Genomic DNA, 24663 nt, shown 5'->3' with positions numbered 1-24663 from the left:
TGTCGTTGCTGACCAGCAGTGCTCAGGCGAGCATTTCGACACAACAAGCGTTGACAAGCAAAACTTTTCGAGACCAGCGACGGGAAAGGCGAGCGGTTTGAGCCACGACGAGATGGTCTTTGACGACGTGAAGTATCGCGAGCCCGAGCGTCGCTGCCGGCCCGATCGCGACCGCCGCTGGGCCTGCCTGGCCTACGGGCTCCCCGGGGTGATCGACCTTCCGATCTACCTCGATCGCGAGACGGCCGACCTGATCGAGCGACACGCCTTACGCGACACCTCGGTCGAGCTCGGCGGAATTCTGCTCGGCAAGGAGTGCCTCGACGAGAAGACGGGGCTCCCCTTCGTCATGGTCACGAAGTCGTTGGAAGCCAAGCACTACGAGAACACCCAGGCTAGTTTCACTTATACACATGACTCCTGGGAAGAGATCACGCGCGACCGCGACCGCTTGCATCCCGACCTGGACATTGTCGGCTGGTATCATACCCACCCGGATTTCGGCATCTTCCTCTCGAGCCACGACCAGTTCATCCATCGCCACTTCTTCGCTCAGCCACTTCAAGTCGCTTACGTGGTGGACCCGATCCGCCAGACGCGCGGGTTCTTCCAGTGGCGTGACGGTGAGCTTGAAGAGGTCGAAGGTTACTATCTCTTCGCCGATCGGGCCGACCGAATCGCCCTGACGCGGTTGGTCAATGACCTGGAGAACTTCCCCAACGCCGAAGGCGGCGGTGGGGGCCTCTCCCCTCGACTGGAGGCCCAGCTAATCGCCATGCTCACGCGACCGGTCACCCACCACCAAACGACCGCCGACCGCACCCAGACGGCCGTTCTCTTCAGTCTGATCGGCAGCCTGGTCGGGATGCTTGTGCTGGCTGCCGGCTTCCTTTTCTACCAGACGTACCAAGAGATCGCGAACCAGGCACGGACGCTCAAGGAGGTGCAGCAGAGTACCGGGGAGATCATCTCCGCGCAACGCCTGGCGCTCGACAGCCTGCTCGGCGAGACCAGCGACGGGCCCGACAAATTCACCGCTCGGTACAATCTCGTGGTCCGCGAACGCGACGACGCGCGCAAAGAGGTGAGTCGGTCAAAGACCATCGATGCCGCGCTTACCGACCGGTCCAATCAACTCGAGGCCAACATCCTCAAGCTCACCAAAGAGTTTGAGACCGCGAAAAAGACGGTCGAACGCTACAATGAGGAAAAGAAGGGTTCGCCCGATCTCCTCAGCCGGCTTGCGTTCCTCGAGGACGCAGTGAAGTCCAAGGCGAAAACGATTCGAGAGAAGGATGCGATTCTCGAGACCACCAAGGACGCTGATAAGATCGAAGCGCTGATCAATAGCTATCAACGAACGTGGTATACCGCCGCCGCAGGCTGGGGACTCTTCCTGGTCACAGCGCTGGGCTTCTTCACGATGCTCGGGCAACCCAAGCCTGCCGTGAAGCTGCGAGATGAATCAACAACCGATGACCCTCCTCCGCACCGAATCGCCTGAAAGGCCCTGGGGACATTGCGAACCGACCCAATCCCGCGCGTTCTGACACTCGCGTTTCTCCTGGTACTTCTCGTCTCCCCTCCCCTTCGGGCCGCCGAGCCGGCTCCAGCCGCCTCGGCGGTGCCCGGGCGATCGGCTCTGATTGCAGATGACCTGACCCCGGTGCCGGTTCCCCAGCCGAGCGCACTCGCGGTCCGGTATCATGAGACGGGAAACTGGATCTGGGGGCTGAGCGAACTGTGGTCCTTGCTCGTCCCGGCCGTCCTGCTCTTCTCGGGTGCCTCGGCCAGGATCCGCAACGTTGCCCACAAACTCGGTCGTCGGTTCATCTTCACGGTCGGGATCTACATCCTCCTGTTCAGTGCGATCGTTTTCCTGCTTGATTTCCCGCTTCACTTCTACCGTGGGTATCTCCGCCAGCACGCCTACGGACTCTCCAATCAATCGTTCCACAAATGGTTCTCTAACTCCGTGACCCAGGCGGGCATCGGAGCGGTCGTGAGCGCCCTGTTCGTGTGGATCCCTTACCTGCTCATCCAACGAAGTCCTCGGCGGTGGTGGCTCTACACCACGATTCTCACGATTCCCTTCTTGTTTGTCGTCGTGCTCGTGAAGCCGATCTGGGTCGACCCCTTATTCAATGACTTCGGACCGATGAAAGACAAGGCGCTTGAGCGTGAGATCCTTGCGCTGGCCGATCGGGCGGGAATCAGCGGCAGCCGAATCTACGAGGTCAATAAGAGTGTGGATACGAAGACGGTGAATGCCTACGTCACCGGCTTGCTGGGGTCGAAGCGAATCGTGCTCTGGGATACGTTGCTCGCCCGGCTCGACAACCGCGAAGTTCTCGTGGTCATGGGACACGAAATGGGGCACTTCGTGCTCGGCCACGTCCCGAGGTCGATCCTGCTCTCCTCGTTGATCACCCTGGTGAGCCTCTTCTGGGTCGACCGAGCCGGGCGCTGGTTGATCGCCCGCGCCAAAGGACGGTTCGGATTCGACCAGCTCTCCGACGTGGCTTCGATACCGCTCCTGCTCCTCCTCTTGCAAGTGGCTTCGCTCGCGCTCGTTCCCGTCGCCAACGCATATAGCCGGCAACAGGAACACGAGGCCGATCGCTTCGCCCTCGAGATCACTCGTGCGAATCGTGATGCCGCGCTCGCGTTCGTCAAGTTGCAAGAGGAGAATCTCGGAGTTCCACGGCCCGGCTTCATCTACCGTTTCTGGCGCGGTTCGCATCCGAGCATCGGGGAACGGATTGATTTCTGTAACACGTATCGCCCCTGGGCACAGGGCCGTCCACTCCGCTACTCCCGATGGATTCGTCCCGAATCCGCGGTCCCTCGCTAGAAGTTGGGCGCGATGGTGCACTCGACGCGAACGTTTGTGGATCAATAGGTTAGGTGAGGAATTCAAGTCCACGAATGGGTCCCGGCGTCGGTTCGGCCACGAATTGGTGAAAGTGCAGCTTGCAGCATTCGCCGAGGCTTGCCATGATCGGGCTGCTTGTTGGGATGCCTTGCGACTCTCGGCCCTCGAACGATTGCTTTCCCTACCGACTCTCGATCTCCGGCTGGAATCATCCAGCACCGATAGATCCCCCCGCCGATCTTGCTCTCTCCTCGACCACGTTTGCATGTTTCTCGGGTGTCCCTCAACTTTCCAAAAAAATGATAGGGATGGGAGCAGTCTCTAAATTGGAGCCTTGGTGAATGAACCTGGATTTCTGGCGAAGACTGGCATGCCGGCGTCCTGGATGGGTAGTCAGCGGTTGGTTCGTGGTGGCAATCGCCGTCGGCCTCTTTGCACCGAACCTGACTCAGTTGGCCGCCGAGGGGCAAGCGAAGCTGCTGGGTCGCGATTCGGAAAGCTTGAAGGTGGCCCAGGTCGTTGCGAAGGTCTGGCCCGACCAAGGCTATGAGTCGATGGCGGTTGTCGGTTTCCACCGCCCTGGAGGCCTCACCGAATCCGACCGCGAATACGCGAGCCAGATGGCCAAGCAGTTCGCGGCCCCAACGCGCCCGAACGAGATTCTCCGGGTCCTCGGGCCCGACTCTCAACCCGAGGTCGCCGATCGCCTCCTGAGTCGGGACAGGTCGCTCGAGCTCGTGGCGGTTCCCATGAGATCCGCGTTCGTAGCCCCGGTCACTCAGGAGGCCGTTGCCTGGCTCCAAACGACCGCAGTTGGCCCCACCCTTTCCGCACCGTCGGGTCTGGAGATCCTCTGGAGCGGAGACGCGGTTCTGGGACGCGACTACATGGCCAGCGTTCAGACCTCGCTCGACCGCGCGGCCCTGGTCACCGTCTTCCTGCTCTTCGCCGTCTTGCTGGCCGTATACCGATCCGTTTGGCTGGCCCTGGTTCCCCTGGCGACAATCGGACTCAGCCTGGTGATCACGCGAGGGATCCTCGCCTGGATGACTCAGCTCGGTTGGGAGATTTCCCCGCTGGTCGAACTCTTCCTGGTGGCGATCTTGTTCGGGACCGGCACCGACTTCTGCCTCTTCGTCTCGTGGCGATTCGGCGAGCATTTCAATCCCGATAACCCGGCAGGCGCGATGCAGGCGACGCTTGAGCGATCATCCCTCGCGTTGTTGACCAGCGCGGGGACGGTGATCGTGGGCCTCTCGCTGATGGGGACGACTCACTTCAAGCTGTTCTCGAGCACCGGGCCGAGCGTTGCGATCGGGCTCGTCCTGACTCTGATGGCAACCCTGACCTTGACCCCTGCCCTGCTCGTCTTACTGGCCGGCCTTCGCCCCCGCTCATTTCGCGGGCTCACGGCACCGGCCTCGGGAATCTGGGAAAAGCTGGGGCGGATGGCGCTGTCGCGTCCGCTGCTGAGTTGGAGCCTGGCCCTCCTCTTCATGGCTCCCCTGGCGCTCTTGAGCCTTCGCGCCGATTTCGTTCAGGACCTCATGACCGAACTTCCCAGGGAGACCCGGTCCGCCCAGTGCCTGCGCTTGATCGCCGAGAAATTCGAGCCGGGGATGATGGCCCCGCTCACCGTCGTGCTCGAGTCCGACGCCGATTTCAGGAGCTCGGAAGGCCTGGCGTTGATCGATGATGTCAGCCGCTTTCTCACCCTCCAACGCAGGCTCGTCGAAGTACGGTCGGCGACTCAGCCGTTGGGGCGAACCGAAACCTTGGCGCGGGCGCGTCTGGCCTCGCGGCTTGGCGAGGTCAACGAAGGATTCGTGCGCATGGCTTCAGGAGCGGGTGAGCTCCGAAAAGGGCTGATCGAAGGTGCGGCGAAGATTCGCGCGGCCCTCTGGTTGGAACAGAAGACCGGTTTGAAGCTGATGAATGAGGCCTCGACCGCATCGTCGTTGGGAGGGGTCAACCCCGCTCCCTCGAACGCGGGCAATCTGTTGGCGCAAGGGTTCCGGCAGGCCTCGGCCGCCTTCGTCGGCTCAAGTTCGTGGTCAGCCCTGAAGCCGGCGGCCGACCCGGTGCGGACTCCCCCGTCACCGGCAGGCACACCGAAGCCGGAGCCACCGCGCCAGTCGATGCTCCGTGACCTCAGCCGAGCCGCTGATGGGGCGGCTCAGATCGAGGAAGGTGCAGAACGGGCCCATCGTGAGGTCTCTTCGATCCTGGCTAATCCGGTCGGACGCCGCGCGCTCGATCGCCTTCTGATCGACGCCCAGACCTTGCGCGACAACCCCGACCTGGGCAAGAGCCTCGCCGCTTACATCACCAAGAGCGGCCACCGCGCCCGGATCGACTTGGTCCAGGCCGACCGCGTCTTCTCGGCTGGGGCGATGGACCAGGTCCAGTCGCTTCGCCAGCGCCTCAACGACTATCTCAGCGAAGTCGACGGAATGAAGGTGAAGGCCACCATCGGCGGAGCCAACGCCGAATCGGCCGACATCCGCGCCCTGACCCGGTCCGACCAGATCCAGAGCTGGTTCGTCGTGCCGATCGGGGTCTTCCTCGTCTTACTCGTGGCTCTCCGCGACCCGCTCGCCTGCCTCAACCTGGTCGCCACGATGATCTTGACCTACATGTTCGCGCTCGGGGCGACTCACCTCGTGTTCGTCTCGCTGCTCGGCGCAGAGGGCCTCGACTGGAAGGTGCCCTATTTTCTGTTCGTGCTATTGGTCGCCGTTGGGGTGGATTACAACGTTTTCCTGATGGATCGGGTCCGTGAAGAGTCGCGTCGCCTCGGGCTCCGCGCGGGCATCATTCAAGCCATCGCGAAAACAGGGGGTCTGATCTCCTCAGCGGCGGCGATCACCGCGTGCAGTTTCGCATCGTTCTTGAGCAGCCCGCTCGGTTCCCTTCGCCAGCTCGGCTTCGCGCTGGTCGTGGGGATCACGCTTGACGCCGTGCTCGTACGACCGATCTTGGTCCCGTGCGGCCACTGGCTCCTGAGCCGGGTCCGATGGCCACGGCCCCTGGACCCTACACAACGCGCGACTGTGGGCTCCGTCGGACAGTTCGTTCACGTGAGCGATTGAGCAACCGTCGGCCCCCTGCTCCGCTCCATCACCTCGGAATCGAGGGTTGACTCATCTTCTGGTGCGCGCGCATCCTGGCAGGATGAACAGTCACATTGCAGCACCGTCCCGACGATCGGCGGAAGTGACTTTGGATCAAGTCACCGACTCGGGTCCCGTGGTCGGCGTAAGGACGACCCGGATCTACTGCCGTCCCCTCTGCCGACCCGGTCGGGCTCCTCGGGCAGAGAATTGCATTCCCTTCCTGAATGCCTCGATCGCTCAGAGTGCCGGCTTCCGACCGTGCAAGCAATGCCGACCCGAGGAGGGAGGAAATCGTTCCATGAAGCACAGTGGCGGACGATCCAGCGCGAGATCTGCGGTCGGGACCATTCGCCATGGAACCGGTACGTCGCCGCTGGGGCCAATTCTGGTGGGGGTCTCGGAACAGGGAATCTGCGGTCTGTTCGTGCTTCTCGACGGGAGCGCACTCCACGCGCTGGGGCGGCTACACCGCCATTACCCCGGCGCCGAACTCGTCGAGGATCAGGCGACAGTCGCCGCCCTGCTCCCTCGCGTGACAGACTTCCTCTATGGCAAGGACGACTGCCGCGACCTGCCAATCGACATGACAAGCGGAACACCGTTCCAGAGACGTGTCTGGGAATCGCTCCGCAACATTCCGAGGGGGGAAACTCGAACCTACGGTGAGGTAGCGGAAGCGATCGGTCATCCTCGGGCAGCGCGAGCGGTCGGGGCGGCCTGTGGCATCAACCCGGTCTCGCTACTCGTCCCCTGCCACCGAGTCGTCGCGTCGGGGGGCTCACTCGGTGGCTATGGGTGGGGACTCGAGAGGAAACAGGCCCTGCTCGATCTGGAACGCGAATAAGTAGCAACCAGCCCTTGTGGGCATCTTCTGAAAAGCGAGCGGAGTGTATGAGCTCCCCGTCTTCACACAAATCCGAAAGACGAGGAGCTCACCTCCGAATCGAAAATAACTTGCGAGACGTCGCTAGTTCGCCCGGCCAAGGTACTCACCGGTCCGCGTATCGACGCGCACGGTGACTCCTTGCTCAAGGTGCTCCGGCACCTGGATGACGTGACCGGTGGCGAGCGTGGCGGGTTTCGTTCGTCCCGTGGCCGAGTTTCCTCGGACGCCCGGGGCGGTCTCGACGATCAACAAGTCAACGGTATCGGGCAGTTCGACCGCGATCACCTCGTCATCGACGACGAGGGCCTCGACCCCTTCCATGTTCTCGGTCATGTATGGAAGCTGATCGCGAAGGTCGTCGGTCGTGAACGAGAACTGATTGAAGTCCGCCGAGTCCATGAAGTGGCAACCGTCAGGGTCACGGTAGAGGAACTGAACCGGGCGGCGCTCGAAGCTGGACTCGTTGAGGGCGTCGGTCCCACGGTAGGCCTTCTCGACACGCGACTTCGTCTTGAGGTTGCGTGCCTTGATCTTGTAGAGCGTGGCCGCACCCCTCGCCGAGGGTGTCTGAACGTGGATCTGCTCGATCATGTGAGGCGAGCCGTCGATCTCGACCACCATCCGTCGCTTGAAGTCTTTGGCGGGAACCACGGCGGCCGATCCTCCAGCCCTATCGCGAGGCGACACGGGCTCGGTGAAAAAAAATTGCAGAACTCATGATTGAACCTGGCAGGCATCTCAATCATACGAGAGTCGCTCACGACGGTCAAAGCCAACCGAACGCGCGAGGCCGGCTCGCGCGTTCACGGACCCCGGCGAGCGAGTCGGCTCGCCGACCACGTAGTTGACATGAAGCCCAGCCAGAGATAGCTTAGCTTTCTGAAACGCAACTCTATAAGCGCCAAGTTGGTGCGGCTATGCCCGATTCGACTGAACGAGATGAAGCAACGCAACTCGAGCACTGCCAGGACGTGCTCAACTACTCGTTCAAAGATCCCACCTATCTCCGTGAGGCCCTGACGCACGCGTCGGGAGCCGACCACCGGCTGGTGTCAAACGAGCGGCTTGAGTTCCTCGGCGATGCCATCCTAGGGGCGATCGTCTGTGAACAGCTCTTCCTCAAATTCCCCGAGTATCTCGAAGGGGAACTGACGCGCATCAAGTCGGTCGTCGTGTCGCGACGCACTTGCGCGAAGATCTCTCAGAAACTCGCGCTCGAAGACTTTCTCGTGCTCGGCAAAGGTATGGGCGGGCAGGAAGAGACCCCCTCCTCCGCCTTGGCCGACGTGTTCGAGAGTTTGATCGGCGCCATCTATCTCGATGGCGGCATGGAAGCCGCGAAGCGTTTTATCGTCCGGCACATCGAAGCCGAGATTGACGCGACCGTCGACGGTCAAGGGGGCATCAACTACAAGAGCAACCTCCAACAGGTTGCCCAACGCCAGTTCGGCGAAACGCCGACCTACCTCCTGCTCGACGAGAAGGGCCCCGATCACTCGAAGTGCTTCAAGATTTCCGCCCAGATCGGCCGTCAACGTTATGCACCCGCCTGGGGCCGCAACAAGAAAGACGCCGAGCAACGCGCTGCGATGAACGCGCTCAGTCAACTCTCCGGAGAGGCAGTCCCCTTCGAGTCGGACTGAGCCACGGCTCTCGGGACTTCCTGCTGACTTGCGACTTGCCTGATTCCAGCGTACGATCCCCATCGTCAGAGGCTCGCCATGGGGCAGCCTCGACGCTTCTTGTTGACTGAATATCGCGGAGAGAGGATCACGTGACCGGTTCGCTGGTTCTCGACCTGGGAGTCGGGCCCGAAATCTGGCTCTTTTTGACGCTGTTCGGCTGTGTCACGCTCTTCTTCAAATTCAGCCGAATTTGGAGCGTGCGGAACCTCGATCTCCTGCTCCTCTTCGCGCTCTCACCCGGCATGATGCGGCTGGTCGGGAATGGTGATCGACAACCCTGGATCGCCTTCGTCTGGCTCTTCCTCGGCTCGGCGGCCTGGCTCGTTCGCTGCTTCCTCGACCTGGGGCTCACCCGACGCCCCCTGCTCGAACCCAACCTCAACGCGGCCGGTCTCGCCTGCTTATCGGTGGGGATGCTCTCCCTCCTCGTCGCGGAAACGATCAGCCTGCCTGTCGGCGAGGGGGAAGCGCGGAACCCGGCGTCGCCGAGCGGGCGCGATACCCCGCCCCCTCCCGGAGCGCGTGACGCCAATTCGGCCGTGAACCAGGTCTTGATGATCGCGCCGCTCCCCAGCGCCCTGAAACCGAACCCTCCGCAAGTCATCCTCTCACGGGTCCTCGCCAGCCTGGCCCACCTCGGCCTGGTCGCCGGCCTGATCATCGTCGGCTGGCGACACTTCGAGCGGCCGATCGCCGGACTCGCCGTCGCCACCTGCTACTTACTTTCGCCCTATACCCGAATCGCGCTCGTGGATAGCGGTCAAGTCGTCCCCGCTGCGCTCATCGTTACGGCCTTGGCCGTTTACACGAGACCGGCCATTGCGGGGTTGCTGATAGGTCTAGCAGCGGGGTGGATGCCGGCCTGCCTGGGGCTTGTGCCGCTCTGGGCAGGTTTCTACCGCCAGAGAGGGTGGATCCGATTCACCTCGGTCAGCCTGGGCGTGATCTCGGTCTGCGCTCTCCTCGGTGCCTTCATTCCCGGAGTCGCGCGTTGGGCCCGAGCGTTGGGGGCCCGAAGTCTCGCCGAGGCCGGCCTCTTGCCCGGGGTGGATCCGCCCTTGAATGGGAGCTTCTGGTCGGGGATCGACGCAAGCTACCGGCTGCCCGTTTTGATCGCCTTCCTGGCACTGGTGCTTGTCACCTCCCTCTGGCCCTCCGAGAAGAATCTGGGAGAACTGATCGCCTTGTCATCGGCCTCGCTGATCGCAAGCCAGTTCTGGTATCTGGAGGAGGGGGGAACGATGGTCCTGCTCTATCTGCCTCTCGTCCTGCTGATGATGTTCCGCCCGAACCTTGGCTCGAAGCGTCCGATCGCCGGGACTTCAAGAAGTAAGGAAACTCGGCGATCGCTCTTTCCGGTCCGCTGAGTCGCGCGCATCAGACTCATCCGCTGAAATCTCTCCGTCCCAACCTCGATCACGTGTGGTGCACCACTGCCCTGCTCCGGAGCCGGTTGATCATGGAATTCACCTACGAAGCCATCGCCAAGAGGATCGACCATTCCCTACTCGGGCCGACCTTGACGGACGCCGAACTGGAAGAGGGCTGCCGGCTCGCCGCAAAATACAAGGTGGCCAGCGTCTGCATCAAGCCCTACGCGGTGGCTCTCGCCGCCGAGATTCTCGAGGGTTCGGGCGTATTGGTCGGGACGACCATCGGCTTCCCGCATGGCGGGCATACCACGTCGGTGAAAGTGTTTGAGTCCGAGCGGGCGATCGCCGACGGGGCAACTGAACTCGACATGGTCATCAACATCGGCCATGCCATCGAGGGCCGCTGGAATCAGGTCCAGGCCGAGCTCAACGCAATCACCCGGACGGCGCACGACGGTGGTGCCATCCTGAAAGTGATCTTCGAGAATTGCTATCTCACGGATGAACAGAAGATTCGACTCTGTCAAATCTGTGGAGACGTGGGCGCCGACTACGTGAAGACCTCGACAGGCTATGGGACCGGCGGAGCTTCGCACTCCGACCTGATCCTGATGAGGAAGGCCGCTCCTCCGCATGTGAAGCTCAAAGCCGCCGGCGGAATTCGCGACCTCGACGCTGCCATCGCAGTCGCCAAACTCGGTTGCGATCGGATTGGTGCCAGCAAGACCGCAGAGATCCTCGACGAGCTCACCGCGCGATCGGCTCGCTAAGAGCCTGTCTCTGAAGGTCAGGATTCACCGGGAAATGGGTGTCAGGAGTTCCGAGTACGTACGGAACCCGTGGCACCCGGCGTCAGCGGCACGGCTGCCTTTGTCTCGCCCGGTAGTGGCGCAGGCCGTTGGCCCCTTTCCTGTGCGCGAGACCGCTTGCCAGGGGCATGGCGACTGTTTCTAAGCCCAGGGGGCTTCCTCAAGGCCATGCTCCACTCTCTCCGCCGTGGCTGGCGGGCCGGCGGCCCGCCAGCCACGGCGGAGAGAGTGGAGAGATTGTGAGTATATTCTTTCTTGAATCACATCCAGGGGCTTGCGCCCCTGGCTATTGACGGTCGCCCCTTCGGGGCTTCCAGAAATCGGCCGATCCGGAACGGCCAAGCCAATACAGCCGGGTGCCACGGGTTGTACTCAAATTCGTCGGTCAACCGCTCTGAGGGCCCCGAAGGGATTACGGCAGGGCCAGCCATACTATGGGTTTGGAACGGGTATGGCTCGGCCCGTGACACCACGTGGTTTCACGTGGAATCCATCCAGAGCGTTGGGATACGTGACAGCAAGAAATGCTGTTCTTGATCCCACAGGAGGCTCGACCGGTTTCACGTGGAACGAATCGCCTAAAAGCGAAGAGGACGAAGGTCTACCCCCTGCCCGCTCATCGGACACCAGGGATTGTCCCCTGCTTCAGCAGTAGCGATAAGACCGCCCTGCATGCCGTGGATCAGCCCCGAGCCGGGGCCTCGAACAGCTCGACGCGATCTGTGTGCCCAACGACGAGGAGGTCGCACAGGCCAAAGAAGAAGCCGGTATCGAGAACGCCGGCAACCTGACGAAGTCGGAGATCGAGCCCCTCAGGGTCATCACTCTCGGCGAACCGGCAGTCGATGATCCCGTTCCCACCATCCGTGAGATAAAGGCGGCCGTCGCTCTGAGTCCGAATCGACGTGCTGGCCCCAAGCTGCGCGAGTTTCGCCTGGGTGTGCTTGAGGCCGAACAGGCTGACCTCGATGGGGAGAGGCATCGTCGCGCCGAGACGTTCGACCCGCTTCTCCGCCGTGATGATCGTGACCTTACGCCGTGCGGTAGAGACCACAATCTTCTCGCGGAGGAGCGCCCCGCCCCGTCCCTTGATCATCCGGAACTGCGAATCGACCTCGTCAGCCCCGTCGAGGTTCAGGTCGAGGAAGGCCACCTCATCGAGCTCGCGGAGCGGGATGGCGAGTGAGCGAGCCAGCTCTTCGGTGGCACCGCTTGTCGGGACTCCGACAAACTCAAGGCCTTCGGCTAAGCGTCGATCTCCGAGCAAGCGAATGGTGAGGCTGGCAGTTGTTCCCGAACCGAGTCCCACGACCATCCCACTCTCGACCAGGGCGGCAGCGGTCCAGGCCGCCTGGTGTTTCGCGGGATCGCTCTCACTCATGACGTCGACGTGCCCCACCAATCCAAAGGCCGAGTCTAGAGAGAGAAATCTCTAGAAAAGAATCGGGGCGACCAGATTCGAACTGGTGACCTCCTGCTCCCAAGGCAGGCGCGCTAACCAGGCTGCGCTACGCCCCGAATCGTTTGGACCACGGCATGTTACGATCAATCTGGCAGGTAGGTCAAGGTCGGCTCGAGAAGTCTTTCTGAAGGCATCAACCGATCGAGGCAATTCAGGAACCTCTCAAGGTCGATCGGCTTGCGAAAGACGGCGGTAAACGTGCGGCGAATCGAGGCGAGCGTAGGCGGATCAAGGATCTCGCCCGTCATCAGGATCAGCGGGACGGACGGGTAGCGGGCCCTGATCCAGTGGGCCAGACCTCGGCCGTCAAGGTTCGGCATCGAGAGATCGGTCACGATGACCTGGGGCCGTTGAAGGTCGCAGTGGGAGACAGCCTGCGCCCCCGAGGAGGCAACCATGCATGAGTGGCCGGCCCCCTTCACCACTTGGTGGAGCTGGCGCAAACTCGGCGCATGGTCATCCACAAGGAGGACGTACGGCTTCGCTCCGCCCACCCGAAAGGTGGTGGTGAGAATGGGTGCAGCGCTCGGCATGGTGGTCGCTCACAAGGAAGGACGAACGGTCAAGGGCCAGGACACCCTGAGGTGCAAGCCATCATGAGAGTTGAGAGTCATCGTGCCCCCGTGCGCCGAGAGGACTCGCGCCAGGAGCGGCAAAGCCAGCGGGTCGGACCGATCGGAGCTGGCACCGGATCCTCCGATACCGACAGCCGACGGTTCGTCCCACTCTACCAAGAACTGATCTTCATAAATTCCCCACCCCAACTGGGCTGGCTGCCCGAATTCACCAACCTCGGCGCGCCAGAGAATAAACGTATTGAGGCACTCAGGAAGCCGAACCGGGTCGAAATCACCGACGTCGGACGTCTTCGGTGGAACCAGGGTGAGTGTCCGATTTCGGGCCGCCATCGCTTTCATCCACGAAGGCCCCCGCTCTTCCATGACGAGCGACAGCGAAGCCCTGATCGGAGTCAGCGTCAACGGCCTGCAAATGGCCTGGAGACGATCGAAGACGAGCTCGACCTCCTTGTAACGTTGATCGAGATCTCCCCAGAGCGGCGACGCCACATGGGAAGCGTCACGCTTCGTCAGATAGAGGCTCAGCTTGAGCGAGTTCAGCGTGTTCCGGCACTGGTGGCAGAACCCTCCGAGGATGTCGTGTAAGGCGCGGACTTTCGACGGGCTCGACGCGACCCCGATCAGGGAACGCGCCAGGTCGTCTTCCTGCATTGCCTGAACCATCTGAAGATCCATCTCGGATGCGTTTCGGGCCTCTTCGCCGAACGAACAGGACCAGGCCTCCTCGCCGGGCCAAAGAGAGAAACTCATGATTGAGAAGGAGGAAACGAGAACGAATTGAATCGCAAACAAGGTGCCATCGAGCCCGATTCGCCGTCATAGCGTGCCAGGCACTCCCACATGGTTAATTTATGCCATGTGACGTAATTTCTCGAGCCCTCGCTGTTTCGCTGTCCGACACTTTGGATTCTCCTTTCCATAGCGAGCCCGACGAAATGGGAAGCCCAAGTGCTAATTTCCGCAACCCGGCAGCGTGCTCACACCACAAGCGTTCGCCCTGGGAAAATGGAGTGATGGGCCGCGCTTCACATGTCGAGGTTCGGAGGATTCAAACTCGACGGAGTCGGGAGCGATCGAGGCCGAGTCGAGTCGGAGTGAGGAACGTCTGGTGAGTGCTGAATGGAGTGATGTCTCGGGGCTGAGGCGACCAACGGAGACAGGCGTGGAGATCACGTTCAACGTGATCTCCACGCCTGTTGAGAGGAGCATCAGGTCCAGGTTTCGAGCACGAACCCGGCGGTGATTCTACTCGCCGCGAATCAGGGTGGTGACGCGATCGAACTCTTCCTGAGAATTGAAGTCGATCACGATCTGGCCCCGGTCGCGGCTCTTGACCCGGATGAGGACCGGGGTGCCAAATCGCGTATGGAGGTGCTTCTCAAGCTCGAGGACGTGGGGCATCTTCCCACCGCCGGAGGTGACCCCCTGCTCGGCTGGATCCTTGCGGATCCGGGTTCGTGCCGGAGTCGGTTCGCCGGTGGCGACGAGAGCCTCGGTCTGTCGGACCGACAGATTCTCAGCGATGATTCGCTGAAAGGCACCGATCTGGCTGTCCGCGTCCGGCAGGCCGAGGATGGCGCGGGCGTGCCCTTGGGAGATCTTCTTGTTCCGGACCGCGTCCTGGATCTCTTCCGGGAGGTCGAGAAGGCGGATCAGGTTCGAGACGGTGGAACGGTCGAGCCCGAGTCGGCTGGCCAGTTCTTCCTGGGTGCCCCCGTAGTTATTGAGGTAGTCGCGGAAGGCCACCGCCTTTTCCAACGCATTCAAGTCCTCGCGCTGGAGGTTCTCGACCATGGCGAGCTCGCTGACCCGCTGGTCGTCGAGGTCCATGACCCGTGCCGGGATCTCGTGGAGCTGCGCTTCAATGCTCGCCCTGAGCCGGCGTTCGCCCGCGACCAGTTGATAGCGGTCGTTGACAGCGCGGACGAGAACCGGTTGAAGCATGCCGTGCTGGCGGAGCGAGTCGGCCAGCGCCGCGATCTCGGCCGAGTCGAACTGCCGTCGCGGCTGGAACGGGTTGGGATCGATCAGGTTGATCGCGACAAAAGTCAGGTCGCTGGCGTCGACGGATCCGGGGTCGAAGCCCCCTTCGTCACGACCCAGGAGTGACTCCAGGCCGCGTCCGAGTCGTCGCTTATTCACGGTCGATGACCTCCATGGCAAGTTCGGCGTAGGCCCAGGCGCCCCGGGCTCTCGGGGAATAGTCGAGCACGCTGACGCCGTGGCTCGGCGCTTCGCTAATATGAACATCGCGAGGGATGAGAGTATCGAAGACAGTCTCTTCGAAGTAGCCGCGAACTTCCTCGGCGACCTCGTTGGCAAGGTCGAGCGCCGGGTCGTACATCGTCAGGACGATCCCGCCAATCTCGAGCCGGTGGTTATCCTTGGCCTTGGTCTGCCGGGCAAGGTCGATGATTTGCGAGAGTCCCTCCATGGCGAAGTACTCGCACTGGATCGGGATATAGACCTCGGCCGAGGCCCCCAGCGCGGCGCGGGTGAGCTGCCCCAGCGAAGGGGGACAGTCCAAGAACACGAAGTCGTAGCCGCTCAACTCGCCATTGAGTTGTTGGCGGAGTGTCGAGGCCCGCTGACGATTCGAGGCGGAAAGGGCGTCGGCGTCGGCCAAGCTCTGCGATCCGGGCAGGACGAAGAGTTTCGGCTGCGACGTCTCGACCACCGACTCCGCCAGCGGCCGGCCAGCCAGGAGCGGATGGCGCTGGGCGGGCTCAACACCGAGTCCGCTGGTGGCGTTGCACTGGGGATCGACATCGATCACCAGCGCGGATCGGCCTGCCTTCGCGAGGCCCGCGGCAAGGTTGATCGCGGTGGTCGTCTTGCCGACCCCCCCCTTCTGGTTGGCCACGCTGATGATCTTGGCCACGTCTCGGCAATCTCCGTCCGGGTTCGATCGCGCAAGGGGCGACCGACGGACGGGTGGAAGACCGTTCCGAGATCGGGCGTCCCTGCCCGCAGAAGTGTGTGACCAAGGCCGCGAGGCCCCGGTCGTCGCGGATCGTATCCGGGTCGGGAAATGGTGTAAAGCTCAAGATCGGAAGCGGTTTTCAGGCGGGATTGCCCCGTCCTTCGCGCGGTCCCTTGGTGCACTCGATAGAGATGTTGATCCTTGAGGGTTTTGGCCGAGCGGCTCCTTGGACTCACAGTTCAAGCGAGTGGAACAAGCCGTTCGGCCTCCGCCTCGAGCGCAAAGCTATAGGCGAGGGGGTAGAGGGGCTTGGCATCGTGACCTCGGAGGACCTCAGGCAGCGAAGCAAGCTGCTCGCGACAATACGCGCGGATCGCGTCGAGACGGGGAAGCGGTCCAACGAGCTCACCCGAACGGACGATCGGGACGAGCAGGGGCACGCCGTCGGACTTCTCGTCCGCCTTCGTCACGCGGTCGCATGAAAATCGTCCGGCAGCGTCACGGAACCGGTACACCTGCTTCGCCATCGGATAGGTCTTCTTGCCGGTACTTCGCTTGATCCTCCCCTCACCGTTGAGCTCGACGAGCTTGTAGACGATGGACAGGCTCGGAGCGTCTCGGCTTGTGATCAGGTCTGTGCCGACCCCAAACGAATCGAAGGGCGCTCCCTCCGCTACCAGGCGAGCGATCGCCGCTTCGTTCAGATCGCCGCTGCCGATGATCTTGACCGAAGTGCGGCCTGCGGCGTCAAGGATGGCTCTGACCTGGAAGGCCAGCGCAGAGAGGTCGCCGCTGTCGAGCCGAATCGCCTGGATCGGCGGTTCGATCGCCGCTGCAAGGCGAACCCCTTCCTCGGTGTCGTAAGTATCCACGAGCAGAGTCGAGGCGTTGGGAAAGATCTCAGCAAAGGTCTGAAACGCCTCGGCCTCGGTGGGGAACGCCTGGACCCAGGAATGAGCCATCGTCCCCACACAAGGGATCCCCAGCCGGATGGCGGCCTCCACGTGACTCGTCCCCGCACAGCCGGCGATGTACGCCGCCCGCGCCGCGAGGTAGCCGGCGTGAGGACCGTGGCCGCGCCGGGCTCCGAAGTCGAAAACAGGGCGGCCTTGGGCGGCCTCGACCAGTCGCGCGGCTTTCGAAGCGACCAGGGTCGGGTAGCCAATCGAAGCGAGGAGAAACGTCTCGACCCATTGCGCCTGGGACAACGGGGCCTCGACCCGAATCAGTGGTTCTCCCGCAAAGACAACCGATCCTTCGGGGGCCGCCCAGACATCGCCCTCGAACCGCAGCGAGAGGAGCGAATCGAAGAACGAGGGAGCGATCCCCGAGAGCGCCGGGAGCCGTCGAATCGCATCGACCTGCTCGGCGGAAAAGGCCAGCCGCAGTAAGTCGCCGATCGCTTGTTCCAAGCCGGCGAAGACGAGGAACGAACGGTCGTCCGGGAGCCGACGCACGAACATCTCGAACGTGGCTCGATCGCGGTCCTTTCCCGCCTGGGCGTAGCCCGCCATCATCGTGACCTGATAGAGGTCCGTTGCGGCCCCCAGGGCGTCGGGGTCTGGCCAGAGAGAGACGGGAGGAGCCGGGAACAAAGGGGAGTCCTCTCAAGGGAAGCGGAGCAGGGAAGGTCGTTTCACGCGGCTGCGCAAGGCATCGTCCGACAGCCCGGCCGGCTTCAGTACCAGGATCGCGCTGGATCGGATCGCGTTGCGGGCCAATGCCGACCCGGGCGCGATATCCAGTAAGGTCACCGGGTCGAGAGCTTCGTCGCGGATCTCAAGCACACGCTCCTTGGTGCCGGGAGGAAGGACCGGCTCGACACCAGCATCGAACAGGGCGTCATCGAGGATCGCCCAGTTCTCAGACTGACGGAGAACGTCGTCGAGGCCTTCCACAAGCCGGAACGGGTAGCGCCCTTGAAGAAGCAGATAGAACGCGAGCGGACGCCGCCCCAGGACGATCAGTTCGGGCTCTCGGCCCGTTGACGGCGGGACAATCTGGGGCAGGGCGGTGACGACGTCCCGAAGGGTCGAAGTCTCCTGGTAGAACCGGGCGAACGAGAAGCAACGCGCGGCCGTGCTCCACTGAATGCCGAACCCAATGAGGCAGCAAACCAGGATTGGGAGCAGAGGACACAGCGGCCTGGATTGCATCTCAGCGCAATCCTTGAGTGGGACCGAGGGAAGAAGCTTGACGAGCAATCCGGCGACGAGCAGCCAGCCCGCAAGATGCAAGGGGAGCCAGAGCCGAGCATACGGATGATAGAACGGCGTGAGGATCGAGAGAATAAGCCACCAGCTCCCGAGCATACGGAAAGTAGAACTCTTCGCGACCAGGAGCCAAGGAGCGGCGGCCAGCCCGACCCACCAGGGAAGACTGCTCAACGAAGCAAGGACCAGCCCCCCTCCCAGCAGCCCGACGAGGAGTTGCGTCCGTTTCGGCTGTGAGTTTGAGGCGAGGAGAGCGCTCCCATTTCTCGACCAAGCGCAGGCGAGCCAAGCAACGAACCAGGTGAATGCTCCCCAGACGACTCCTCCCGACAGGGCGACAAGCTGGGCTTGCTGTTGCTTCCAGTAGGGAAACCACTGCGCCAGTCCCCCCAGGTAGCTCCGATGGTGGGTCAAGAGTGCGTGGTAACCCCCGTGCCGTTCGACGAACTGAAACCAGGGCCAGTAGACCAGCAAGGCCACACCAGCCGCGATCACGCTCAGAGGAATCGGACCGAATCGAAGTTGGCGGACCGACAACCACGACCGCCGCAGATCCGAATGCCAGACCAGGCCCACCAGAGCGGCGAGGGCAACGATCGCCCCGGCGAGCCATCCGTTGTACTTGAACTGCTGCGCCAACCCGACGCCGAGTCCGAGTGCGAGCGCCCGTCCCAACGTCGGCTTCTCCAGGAAACGCCCCCCTAGCCCGATCGCGATCAGCCACGCGAGTCCAAACGGAACATCGGTCAACGCCTTTCGGGAGAAGGCGACGTGCGGCATCGAGAGAGCCGCCAGGGCCGCGGCTGCGGCTCCCGCACCGGCCCCGAAGGTCCGCCGACCCACCCAGGCCGCGACCGGGATCGTGGCCACTCCACAGAGGGTTGACGCGAGGATCACCGAGACGTCGGAGATCCCAACGACAAAGTCGCAGAGCCCCACCAGAATGGGAAACCCAGGGGGGGCGTAGGCGATCACCATCGGGTCGAGCCCGGCGAGCCCGTGCGGCGCCATCGACCAGAGCCCCGACAAGGCGTAGATTCCCTCGTCGAAGTGATTCAGGCCGAGCGCTCCATAGCCCCAGAACCGAAGCCCGGCCCCCAACACGGTGAGGATCGAGACGGCAAGCAACTCGCGGCGGGTCGAAGGATCAAAGCGACTCATGGGGGCCGATCTTAATCGAAACCGACACGAATCTCATCACGTGAGGATGACGAACTTCGCCCTGTTTCACGTGGAACCGCCGGGAGGATCTTGCCCCCAGCACCTCGGCCCCAAAACCGGGGGCTCGAAGTCGAACCCACGACCACCCGGAACCGCGACGCTTGGCTTGGCAACCCACCGGGAAGAACCGCTCGTCCGGTTGACGTCGGCGCGGAGGAACTTTACCCTCGGTGGGTCTCTTCTTTGATCGCTGATACCAATCCAAAAACACAGGCCACCGGGGTTCCGCGTATGGTCACTCTCTTTACCGACCCGCGGATGCTCGACCACATTCCGCCTGCCGGGCACCCGGAGCGTCCGGAACGTCTCAAGGCCATCCTGCGACATCTCGAACGAACCGGGTTGCTCGCTTCCTGTCCCAAGGGGATGATCCGCGAGGCGACTCATGAGGAGCTGCTGCGCGTCCACACGCCCGGCTACTTGCAACACCTCGCCGACTTCGAGGCAGGGGGCGGGGGGTCGATCGAGGAGGATACCTGGCTTTCCTCGGGTTCAGGCCTCGCAGCGCGTCTCGCAGCAGGAGCCGCCGTCGAGGCTGTCTCCGCCGTGGTTGAAGGGCCGAGCAAACGTGCCCTCTGCCTGGTCCGTCCCCCTGGCCACCACGCGAGACCGGGCGAGCCGATGGGGTTCTGTCTCTACGGAAACATCGCGGTCGCGGCGGCCGATGCAATCCACCGGCTCGGGATGAACCGCGTCCTGATTGTCGACTTCGACGTACACCACGGCAACGGAACCCAGGAAATCTTCTACGACGATCCGGCCGTCGCCTTTCTCTCCATTCATCGGTTCCCGTTCTACCCGGGCACGGGCGCCGCCGACGAGACTGGGACGGGGAGGGGACTCGGACTGACAAGGAACATCCCCCTGCCCGCTCATGTTTCCCGGGCCGACTATCACGCGGCGTTCCGGGCCGAACTGGAATCCTTGGCCGATCGGATTCGCCCCGAGCTCGTTCTGATCAGCGCGGGGTTTGATGCCCACGAAGAGGATCCGGTCGGCGGCCTGGGCCTGCTGGAAGAAGATTTCGAAGTCCTGACTCGCGACCTCATCAATGTCGCTGAAACGCATGCGGAGGGAAGAATCGTGAGTGTCCTCGAAGGGGGTTACAACATTTCGCGGCTCGCGGGATGTGTGGAGGTCCATCTCCGAAGCCTGGGCGCAGGGCAGGTAGACCCTCAATGAGCGACGACTCTGAAACGACGGCCGTGACAACCTCCTCACCCGCACGTCCACGACGACGTCTCCCATTCTTCGCGCGTATCCTGGCCGCGATGTTGCTAGGGGTGATCGCCGGTCTGGCGTTCGGCCCGCGCGCGGAGCCGCTCGGCCAACTCGGCAACGTCATCATTGGTTTGATCAAGACCCTCGCGGCGCCTCTGCTTTTCTTCGCGGTCGTGGACGCATTCCTGCGCACCCAGATTCGACTCCGGAGCGGACTGATCATGCTCGCCATCACCGCGACCAACGCGGTGCTAGCGGTCCTCATCGGCCTCACGCTCTCGAACACCCTTCGTCCCGGCGATCACCTCACGGTCTCGAAGGCTCTAGCCACGCACGCGCAGTCCGAAATGGCCGTGCCGGAGGCGAAGAAGATTGACTTCATGCGCGAGCTGACGAACTACATCCCCAACAGTGTCGTCCGCCCGTTCCTCGACAACTCGATCATCTCCATCATCGTCCTCGCCCTGCTCTCGGGCATGGCGTTGCGACAGGTGAAGAACGAGCAAGCAGCGCACGGGGATCACGCCTATCGCGTGGTTGAGCAACTTGTCGCCACGCTCTATCGAGCGCTCGAGGTCGTTCTCGGCGGAGTGATCGCATTCGTCCCCCTGGCGGTCTTCGGCGTCGTCGCCAAGATGATCGGCCAGGAAGGGTTCTCCCCACTGGTTGGTCTGGCCGCCTACGTTGGGGTCGCCGTCCTCGGGTTGGCGATCCAAGTGCTGGTGGTCTACCAGGCCTGGATCGTCTTCGTTTCCAAGCGAACGCTACGAGAGTTTTGGACCGGAGCGCGGGATGCCGTTGTGTACGCGATGGGAGCGAGCAGTAGCCTCGCGTCACTCCCGGTCACACTCCGTTGTCTCGACCGCATGAACGTGTCGCCGCAATCCGCCCGACTCGCGGCCTGCGTCGGAACGAACCTGAATAACGATGGGATTCTGCTCTACGAGGCGATGGCCGTTCTCTTTGTCGCGCAGGTCTACGGCATCGAGCTTACCGTCGGACAGCAACTGCTGACGGCTGCGTCGTGCGTGATCGCCGGGATCGGCATCGCGGCGGTCCCCGACGCGGGCTTGATCTCGCTCGCCCTGGTGCTTGCCACCGTCGGGCTGCCGCTCGAAATTCTCCCGCTACTCCTCACTGTCGACTGGCTACTCTCACGTTGCCGCGCCATGACGAACGTGACGAGTGATATCCTCGTCGCCGTTCTGCTCGACCGATTCGATCGAGAGGGGAGTAGACCAATTGAAGAGGGCGGATCCAAAGCTTGAGAATCAAGCTCCAAGCCCGGTGGAAGCCACCGGGCGATTTCCGCCTCACGCCGCTTAAGGTGAGTAATGACCCCGACGGGATTCGAACCCGTGTTGCATGCGTGAAAGGCATGTGTCCTAGACCAGGCTAGACGACGGGGCCTTTCGTTCAGCGGCGAAGCATCAAACAGCTCTCTCGCAACCGCGAAGTTGAACGTGAGGAGGTGTATCTCATCACGGTTCGACTCGGTCGGTAAACCTGAGAGAAAAGCACACCGAAGGAGGGGGTGGATCCAAAGTTTGAAATTCAAACTTCAATCCCGGTAGAAACCACCGGGTGATTTCCGCCCCTTGCCGCTTAAGGTGAGCAATGACCCCGACGGGATTCGAACCCGTGTTGCATGCGTGAAAGGCATGTGTCCTAGACCAGGCTAGACGACGGGGCCTTTCGTTCAGCGGCGAGGAATAATGTACCCAGCCGAGGGGGATCGGTCAAGCCGAGGGTTGAAGAAGTTTCTCGAGACTTTTCGGCAGGTTCGGAAACGGTTCAAACCCGTTGCGACTTCGACGTCGAGCCGTTAGCCTTTGTGGACCGCGCGAGTGAACACGCCATGAGTCGGGAGAGCGAGGGGCGTCACCATGTTGAAGATCTTGCTGATGACGGGCGATGCAGGCGAGGCACAAGAGATCTACTACGCCAAGTACCGCCTGGAAGAAGAGGGGTGGCAGGTTCACATCGCGGCTCCTGAGAAACGAGCCTTCCTCTCCGTCGTTCACGACTTCGAGCCCGGGTTCGACACGTACACCGAGAAACCCGGCTATCGGGTCGAAGCGGACCTTGGTCTCGCCGATGTCGAGCCCACGTCCTACGACGCCTTGGTCTTACCAGGCGGACGCGCTCCCGAATATCTTCGGAACCGGCCCAACGCCGTCGCCATCGTCCGACACTTCGTCGAATCCGGCAAACCGATCGCGGCCAACTGTCATGGCCCCTTACTCTTGATCGTGGCTGGAGGCGTCAAGGGGAAGACTCTGACCTGTTATCCCGACCTCGAACCTGATGTTCGCGCGGCAGGCGCAGAGTTTGTGAATCGCGACGTCGTGGTCGACGGGACACTCGTGACGGTCCGAGGATGGCCGGACAATGGCCCCTGGATGCGCGAGTTCGTCCGCGTCCTCAAAGGGAGGGCGGGAGCCGAATCGACGAACTGAGCCCCGCGTTCGCGAGACGTGGAAAAATGAGTTGCAGAATCTGGGAAGGAACCGCGCTGAGGCCCGAGAGAGCCTCACGTGATGCCACCAGAAAGAACTCAGGCGGCCAGCCGAGTCGCGATCAATTCCAATCAATTCAACTCAACTCAAACCTGGGTCCGGCCTGACCGGACTCGGATTGGACTCACTCGGCTTCGATTGGCTTTGGATGGCCTCGTACACCTCGCGGCGATGTACGCTCACATCCTTTGGGGCGTCGATTCCAAGGCGCACCTTATCACCCCGAATCTCAATCACGGTAATCGTGATGTTATCGTTGATGATGATGCTCTCGTTCTTCTTGCGGGAGAGAACCAGCATCGCCGCTCCCCTCTGAGCCAAGCATCCTTGGCGAGACCCGTTCATCACGGGAGGCACATCTTCGAAGTCGATACGTCGTAGAGGTCTTCCGTCATCACCAGCGACGGGATCGACATCCTCATTACAACTTTACACGCCGAAGATAGGGGGTCAAGGGGCCGTGGGAATTTCACTTGCTCGAAGACCAGGAAAGCTGGGTAACTTCCCTGACCTGAGCGAAGCGATGGCGTGAGAGGCGTGAGACGTTGAAATGAGTCAATTATCGAGTTCGGAGGAGTAGCGGCGATAAAGGTTACCGAGGCCGAGATCGAAGATTTCCGCTTCGATATCTTCCGGTTCCGCCGGGTGAATCGTTTCTCGAAGTTCCACAATAAGAAGTTCGAGGAACTTGGCCCGAGCGCGCTGGAGCGTTTTCCGGAACGCTTCGGGAGTCACCGTCGTGCGGTTTTGTTCGCCGAGTTGCTGGGCGAGCTCGTCGATCGATGCCTTCGGATTCCCCACGCGAAGGTGGAGCACCGTCGCGTAACGATTCTTCGGCGTATTGACTTCGTAGGTATCCAGCCGGGTCCAGACCCGTTTGATCACGGCTTCGCGCCAGACGCGATCGTAGTCGGCGTCAGGGCTCGCTGGGTCGAGAAGGTCGCCGGGAGGAAGAGGCTGAATCTTCTTCGCTCGGAAGTGATCGATAATCAGGCGGTGGAGGACGGTCCGCAAATAGTCGCGAAACCGGCCCTTGTTGTTGTCCGCCCCGGCGAGCTTATGCGTGAGGAGTTTGGTCCAAAACTCCTGAAAGACTTCGTCCGCCAGATTTCGATCGCGCAGCTTGAGCCGAAGGTATCGTTCTACCGCGTCATGGTAGCGGCCGATCAACTCGCGCATCGCCGCCTGACCCACCGGACCAGGGCAGTGCGCATTGCGAATCGTTGTCCAGCTCGTCTCCAGGTCGGTCAGATTTTCACCCGACATTGGAGTGGCCCCTGAATCGGGGAGGTCCATGATCTGGCCCACCTCAGTTGGACGTTCCCGCTCCCGAGAGAGTTTCACGTGGAACTTCACTTGATGTCGTAGACCGTGGAGAAATCGCCCGGTCGCCCTTATGAGACTCGACGCCATCGAACCTGTCAAGCAGGGGGTTGATGGCGATGGTAATTTCCGGGGTCAAGTGCGCGGCAGACCCTCTTGATTGGTCGAGCCGGCATCCTCTTTGGTGTCAAGGGCCCCGAACAAGTACGCCCGGCAGGATTCGAACCTGCGACCGACGGTTTAGAAAACCGTTGCTCTATCCACTGAGCTACGAGCGCAAATGATGGTTGGCATGCCGGCCAAGAGGGCAAGTGGCCGGTTGGTGAAATGCGCCCGGCAGGATTCGAACCTGCGGCCTGCGGTTTAGGAAACCGCCGCTCTATCCACCTGAGCTACGGGCGCGATTATCGTTTGCGTGCACGATTCTGCTCGAAGAGGCGGTATGCTGTCAACGCCGGG

Annotated in this window: 20 protein-coding genes, 5 tRNA genes and 1 pseudogene; 11 read left to right on the top strand and 15 right to left on the bottom strand. The window is 62.1% G+C overall.

The window, feature by feature from the left end; translation table 11 throughout:
• The first annotated feature begins 97 nt into the window (after positions 1 to 97).
• From SINAC_RS08475 to SINAC_RS08460, 5 genes and pseudogenes are all read left to right on the top strand, one after another.
• Positions 98 to 1504 carry a Mov34/MPN/PAD-1 family protein gene (locus tag SINAC_RS08475; protein WP_020465670.1) on the top strand — a complete coding sequence of 469 codons (1407 nt, stop codon included), beginning with the start codon at positions 98 to 100 and terminating at the stop codon, positions 1502 to 1504.
• Between the two features lie 15 nt (positions 1505 to 1519).
• The gene (locus tag SINAC_RS08470) at positions 1520 to 2854 is read left to right on the top strand and encodes a M48 family metallopeptidase (RefSeq protein WP_015245269.1); all 1335 of its coding nucleotides are present in this window, start codon (positions 1520 to 1522) and stop codon (positions 2852 to 2854) included.
• Positions 2855 to 3216: 362 nt separating this feature from the next.
• On the top strand, positions 3217 to 5967 hold the full coding sequence (locus tag SINAC_RS08465; RefSeq protein ID WP_015245268.1) for an MMPL family transporter: 2751 nt from the start codon (positions 3217 to 3219) through the stop codon (positions 5965 to 5967).
• An 82-nt stretch (positions 5968 to 6049) separates the two neighbouring features.
• Positions 6050 to 6259 (top strand): annotated as a pseudogene (locus tag SINAC_RS41800) (Ada metal-binding domain-containing protein); the annotation flags it as partial.
• Positions 6260 to 6289: 30 nt separating this feature from the next.
• Positions 6290 to 6835: a methylated-DNA--[protein]-cysteine S-methyltransferase gene (locus tag SINAC_RS08460; RefSeq protein WP_015245267.1), complete on the top strand. Its 546-nt coding sequence runs from the start codon at positions 6290 to 6292 to the stop codon at positions 6833 to 6835.
• 123 nt (positions 6836 to 6958) lie between these two features.
• On the opposite strand, the gene SINAC_RS08455 is transcribed toward SINAC_RS08460, so the two are convergent.
• Entirely contained in the window at positions 6959 to 7528 is a 570-nt protein-coding gene (locus SINAC_RS08455; protein ID WP_015245266.1) for an elongation factor P, read from the bottom strand.
• A gap of 266 nt (positions 7529 to 7794) precedes the next feature.
• Here SINAC_RS08455 and rnc point away from each other — a divergent pair, with 266 nt between their 5' ends.
• The 3 genes from rnc to deoC all read left to right on the top strand — a co-directional run bounded on the left by rnc (position 7795) and on the right by deoC (position 10705).
• Positions 7795 to 8520, top strand: a complete 726-nt coding sequence (rnc, locus tag SINAC_RS08450; RefSeq protein WP_015245265.1) for a ribonuclease III — start codon at positions 7795 to 7797, stop codon at positions 8518 to 8520.
• A gap of 131 nt (positions 8521 to 8651) precedes the next feature.
• Positions 8652 to 9929: a hypothetical protein gene (locus SINAC_RS08445; protein ID WP_015245264.1), complete on the top strand. Its 1278-nt coding sequence runs from the start codon at positions 8652 to 8654 to the stop codon at positions 9927 to 9929.
• Positions 9930 to 10021: 92 nt separating this feature from the next.
• The gene (gene deoC, locus SINAC_RS08440) at positions 10022 to 10705 is read left to right on the top strand and encodes a deoxyribose-phosphate aldolase (RefSeq protein ID WP_015245263.1); all 684 of its coding nucleotides are present in this window, start codon (positions 10022 to 10024) and stop codon (positions 10703 to 10705) included.
• A gap of 721 nt (positions 10706 to 11426) precedes the next feature.
• On the opposite strand, the gene rpiA is transcribed toward deoC, so the two are convergent.
• The 8 genes from rpiA to SINAC_RS08400 form a co-directional block, all read right to left on the bottom strand.
• Entirely contained in the window at positions 11427 to 12125 is a 699-nt protein-coding gene (rpiA, locus tag SINAC_RS08435) for a ribose-5-phosphate isomerase RpiA (protein ID WP_015245262.1), read from the bottom strand.
• A 62-nt stretch (positions 12126 to 12187) separates the two neighbouring features.
• Positions 12188 to 12262 (bottom strand) — tRNA-Pro (locus SINAC_RS08430).
• Between the two features lie 27 nt (positions 12263 to 12289).
• Entirely contained in the window at positions 12290 to 12739 is a 450-nt protein-coding gene (locus SINAC_RS08425; RefSeq protein WP_015245261.1) for a response regulator, read from the bottom strand.
• 9 nt (positions 12740 to 12748) lie between these two features.
• The gene (locus SINAC_RS08420; protein WP_154673614.1) at positions 12749 to 13447 is read right to left on the bottom strand and encodes a hypothetical protein; all 699 of its coding nucleotides are present in this window, start codon (positions 13445 to 13447) and stop codon (positions 12749 to 12751) included.
• A gap of 582 nt (positions 13448 to 14029) precedes the next feature.
• On the bottom strand, positions 14030 to 14926 hold the full coding sequence (locus SINAC_RS08415) for a ParB/RepB/Spo0J family partition protein (RefSeq protein ID WP_015245259.1): 897 nt from the start codon (positions 14924 to 14926) through the stop codon (positions 14030 to 14032).
• The gene (locus tag SINAC_RS08410) at positions 14919 to 15665 is read right to left on the bottom strand and encodes a ParA family protein (protein WP_015245258.1); all 747 of its coding nucleotides are present in this window, start codon (positions 15663 to 15665) and stop codon (positions 14919 to 14921) included. The genes SINAC_RS08415 and SINAC_RS08410 overlap by 8 nt, the downstream gene beginning before the upstream one ends.
• Positions 15666 to 15946: 281 nt before the next feature.
• The gene (locus tag SINAC_RS08405; RefSeq protein WP_015245257.1) at positions 15947 to 17302 is read right to left on the bottom strand and encodes a nicotinate phosphoribosyltransferase; all 1356 of its coding nucleotides are present in this window, start codon (positions 17300 to 17302) and stop codon (positions 15947 to 15949) included.
• 12 nt (positions 17303 to 17314) lie between these two features.
• Positions 17315 to 19081, bottom strand: coding sequence for an ArnT family glycosyltransferase (locus tag SINAC_RS08400; protein ID WP_015245256.1), 1767 nt, complete (start codon positions 19079 to 19081; stop codon positions 17315 to 17317).
• Between the two features lie 291 nt (positions 19082 to 19372).
• On the opposite strand from SINAC_RS08400, the gene SINAC_RS08395 reads away from it, so the two are divergent.
• Together SINAC_RS08395 and SINAC_RS08390 are read left to right on the top strand one after the other, a co-directional pair.
• A complete protein-coding gene (locus SINAC_RS08395; RefSeq protein WP_237722436.1) occupies positions 19373 to 20323 on the top strand; it encodes a histone deacetylase family protein in 951 nt (316 codons plus the stop codon).
• Entirely contained in the window at positions 20320 to 21630 is a 1311-nt protein-coding gene (locus tag SINAC_RS08390; RefSeq protein ID WP_015245254.1) for a dicarboxylate/amino acid:cation symporter, read from the top strand. Before SINAC_RS08395 ends, SINAC_RS08390 begins: the two co-directional genes overlap by 4 nt.
• Positions 21631 to 21697: 67 nt before the next feature.
• Here the strand turns inward: SINAC_RS08390 and SINAC_RS08385 are convergent.
• Together SINAC_RS08385 and SINAC_RS08380 are read right to left on the bottom strand one after the other, a co-directional pair.
• Positions 21698 to 21772 (bottom strand) — tRNA-Glu (locus SINAC_RS08385).
• A 208-nt stretch (positions 21773 to 21980) separates the two neighbouring features.
• Positions 21981 to 22055, bottom strand: a tRNA-Glu gene (locus SINAC_RS08380).
• A gap of 193 nt (positions 22056 to 22248) precedes the next feature.
• Between SINAC_RS08380 and SINAC_RS08375 the strand changes: the two genes are divergently transcribed.
• Complete coding sequence (locus tag SINAC_RS08375) at positions 22249 to 22821, top strand: DJ-1/PfpI family protein (RefSeq protein WP_015245253.1); 573 nt, start codon at positions 22249 to 22251, stop codon at positions 22819 to 22821.
• A gap of 141 nt (positions 22822 to 22962) precedes the next feature.
• Here SINAC_RS08375 and csrA read toward each other — a convergent pair whose 3' ends face one another.
• The 4 genes from csrA to SINAC_RS08355 all read right to left on the bottom strand — a co-directional run bounded on the left by csrA (position 22963) and on the right by SINAC_RS08355 (position 24606).
• A complete protein-coding gene (gene csrA / locus SINAC_RS08370; protein ID WP_015245252.1) occupies positions 22963 to 23181 on the bottom strand; it encodes a carbon storage regulator CsrA in 219 nt (72 codons plus the stop codon).
• Positions 23182 to 23436: 255 nt separating this feature from the next.
• Positions 23437 to 24147: an RNA polymerase sigma factor gene (locus tag SINAC_RS08365; protein ID WP_237722437.1), complete on the bottom strand. Its 711-nt coding sequence runs from the start codon at positions 24145 to 24147 to the stop codon at positions 23437 to 23439.
• A 262-nt stretch (positions 24148 to 24409) separates the two neighbouring features.
• Positions 24410 to 24482: transfer RNA gene (locus SINAC_RS08360), tRNA-Arg, on the bottom strand.
• 50 nt (positions 24483 to 24532) lie between these two features.
• Positions 24533 to 24606 (bottom strand) — tRNA-Arg (locus SINAC_RS08355).
• Positions 24607 to 24663 lie beyond the last annotated feature (57 nt).

This window comes from Singulisphaera acidiphila DSM 18658 (assembly GCF_000242455.2).
Taxonomy (GTDB): domain Bacteria; phylum Planctomycetota; class Planctomycetia; order Isosphaerales; family Isosphaeraceae; genus Singulisphaera; species Singulisphaera acidiphila.
The sequence above is the reverse complement of the archived record's forward strand: the minus strand, read 5'-3'. Positions and strand labels throughout refer to the sequence as shown.

Excerpts from the sequence above, each read along its gene's own strand:
- SINAC_RS08465 (WP_015245268.1), top strand. The coding sequence starts at position 3,217 with ATGAACCTGGATTTCTGGCGAAGACTGGCATGCCGGCGTCCTGGATGG.
- SINAC_RS08460 (WP_015245267.1), top strand. The coding sequence starts at position 6,290 with ATGAAGCACAGTGGCGGACGATCCAGCGCGAGATCTGCGGTCGGGACC.
- rnc (WP_015245265.1), top strand. The coding sequence starts at position 7,795 with ATGCCCGATTCGACTGAACGAGATGAAGCAACGCAACTCGAGCACTGC.
- deoC (WP_015245263.1), top strand. The coding sequence starts at position 10,022 with ATGGAATTCACCTACGAAGCCATCGCCAAGAGGATCGACCATTCCCTA.
- rpiA (WP_015245262.1), bottom strand. The coding sequence starts at position 12,125 with ATGAGTGAGAGCGATCCCGCGAAACACCAGGCGGCCTGGACCGCTGCC.
- SINAC_RS08425 (WP_015245261.1), bottom strand. The coding sequence starts at position 12,739 with ATGCCGAGCGCTGCACCCATTCTCACCACCACCTTTCGGGTGGGCGGA.
- SINAC_RS08420 (WP_154673614.1), bottom strand. The coding sequence starts at position 13,447 with ATGGTTCAGGCAATGCAGGAAGACGACCTGGCGCGTTCCCTGATCGGG.
- SINAC_RS08400 (WP_015245256.1), bottom strand. The coding sequence starts at position 19,081 with ATGAGTCGCTTTGATCCTTCGACCCGCCGCGAGTTGCTTGCCGTCTCG.
- SINAC_RS08395 (WP_237722436.1), top strand. The coding sequence starts at position 19,373 with ATGGTCACTCTCTTTACCGACCCGCGGATGCTCGACCACATTCCGCCT.
- SINAC_RS08390 (WP_015245254.1), top strand. The coding sequence starts at position 20,320 with ATGAGCGACGACTCTGAAACGACGGCCGTGACAACCTCCTCACCCGCA.
- SINAC_RS08375 (WP_015245253.1), top strand. The coding sequence starts at position 22,249 with ATGTTGAAGATCTTGCTGATGACGGGCGATGCAGGCGAGGCACAAGAG.
- csrA (WP_015245252.1), bottom strand. The coding sequence starts at position 23,181 with ATGCTGGTTCTCTCCCGCAAGAAGAACGAGAGCATCATCATCAACGAT.
- SINAC_RS08365 (WP_237722437.1), bottom strand. The coding sequence starts at position 24,147 with ATGTCGGGTGAAAATCTGACCGACCTGGAGACGAGCTGGACAACGATT.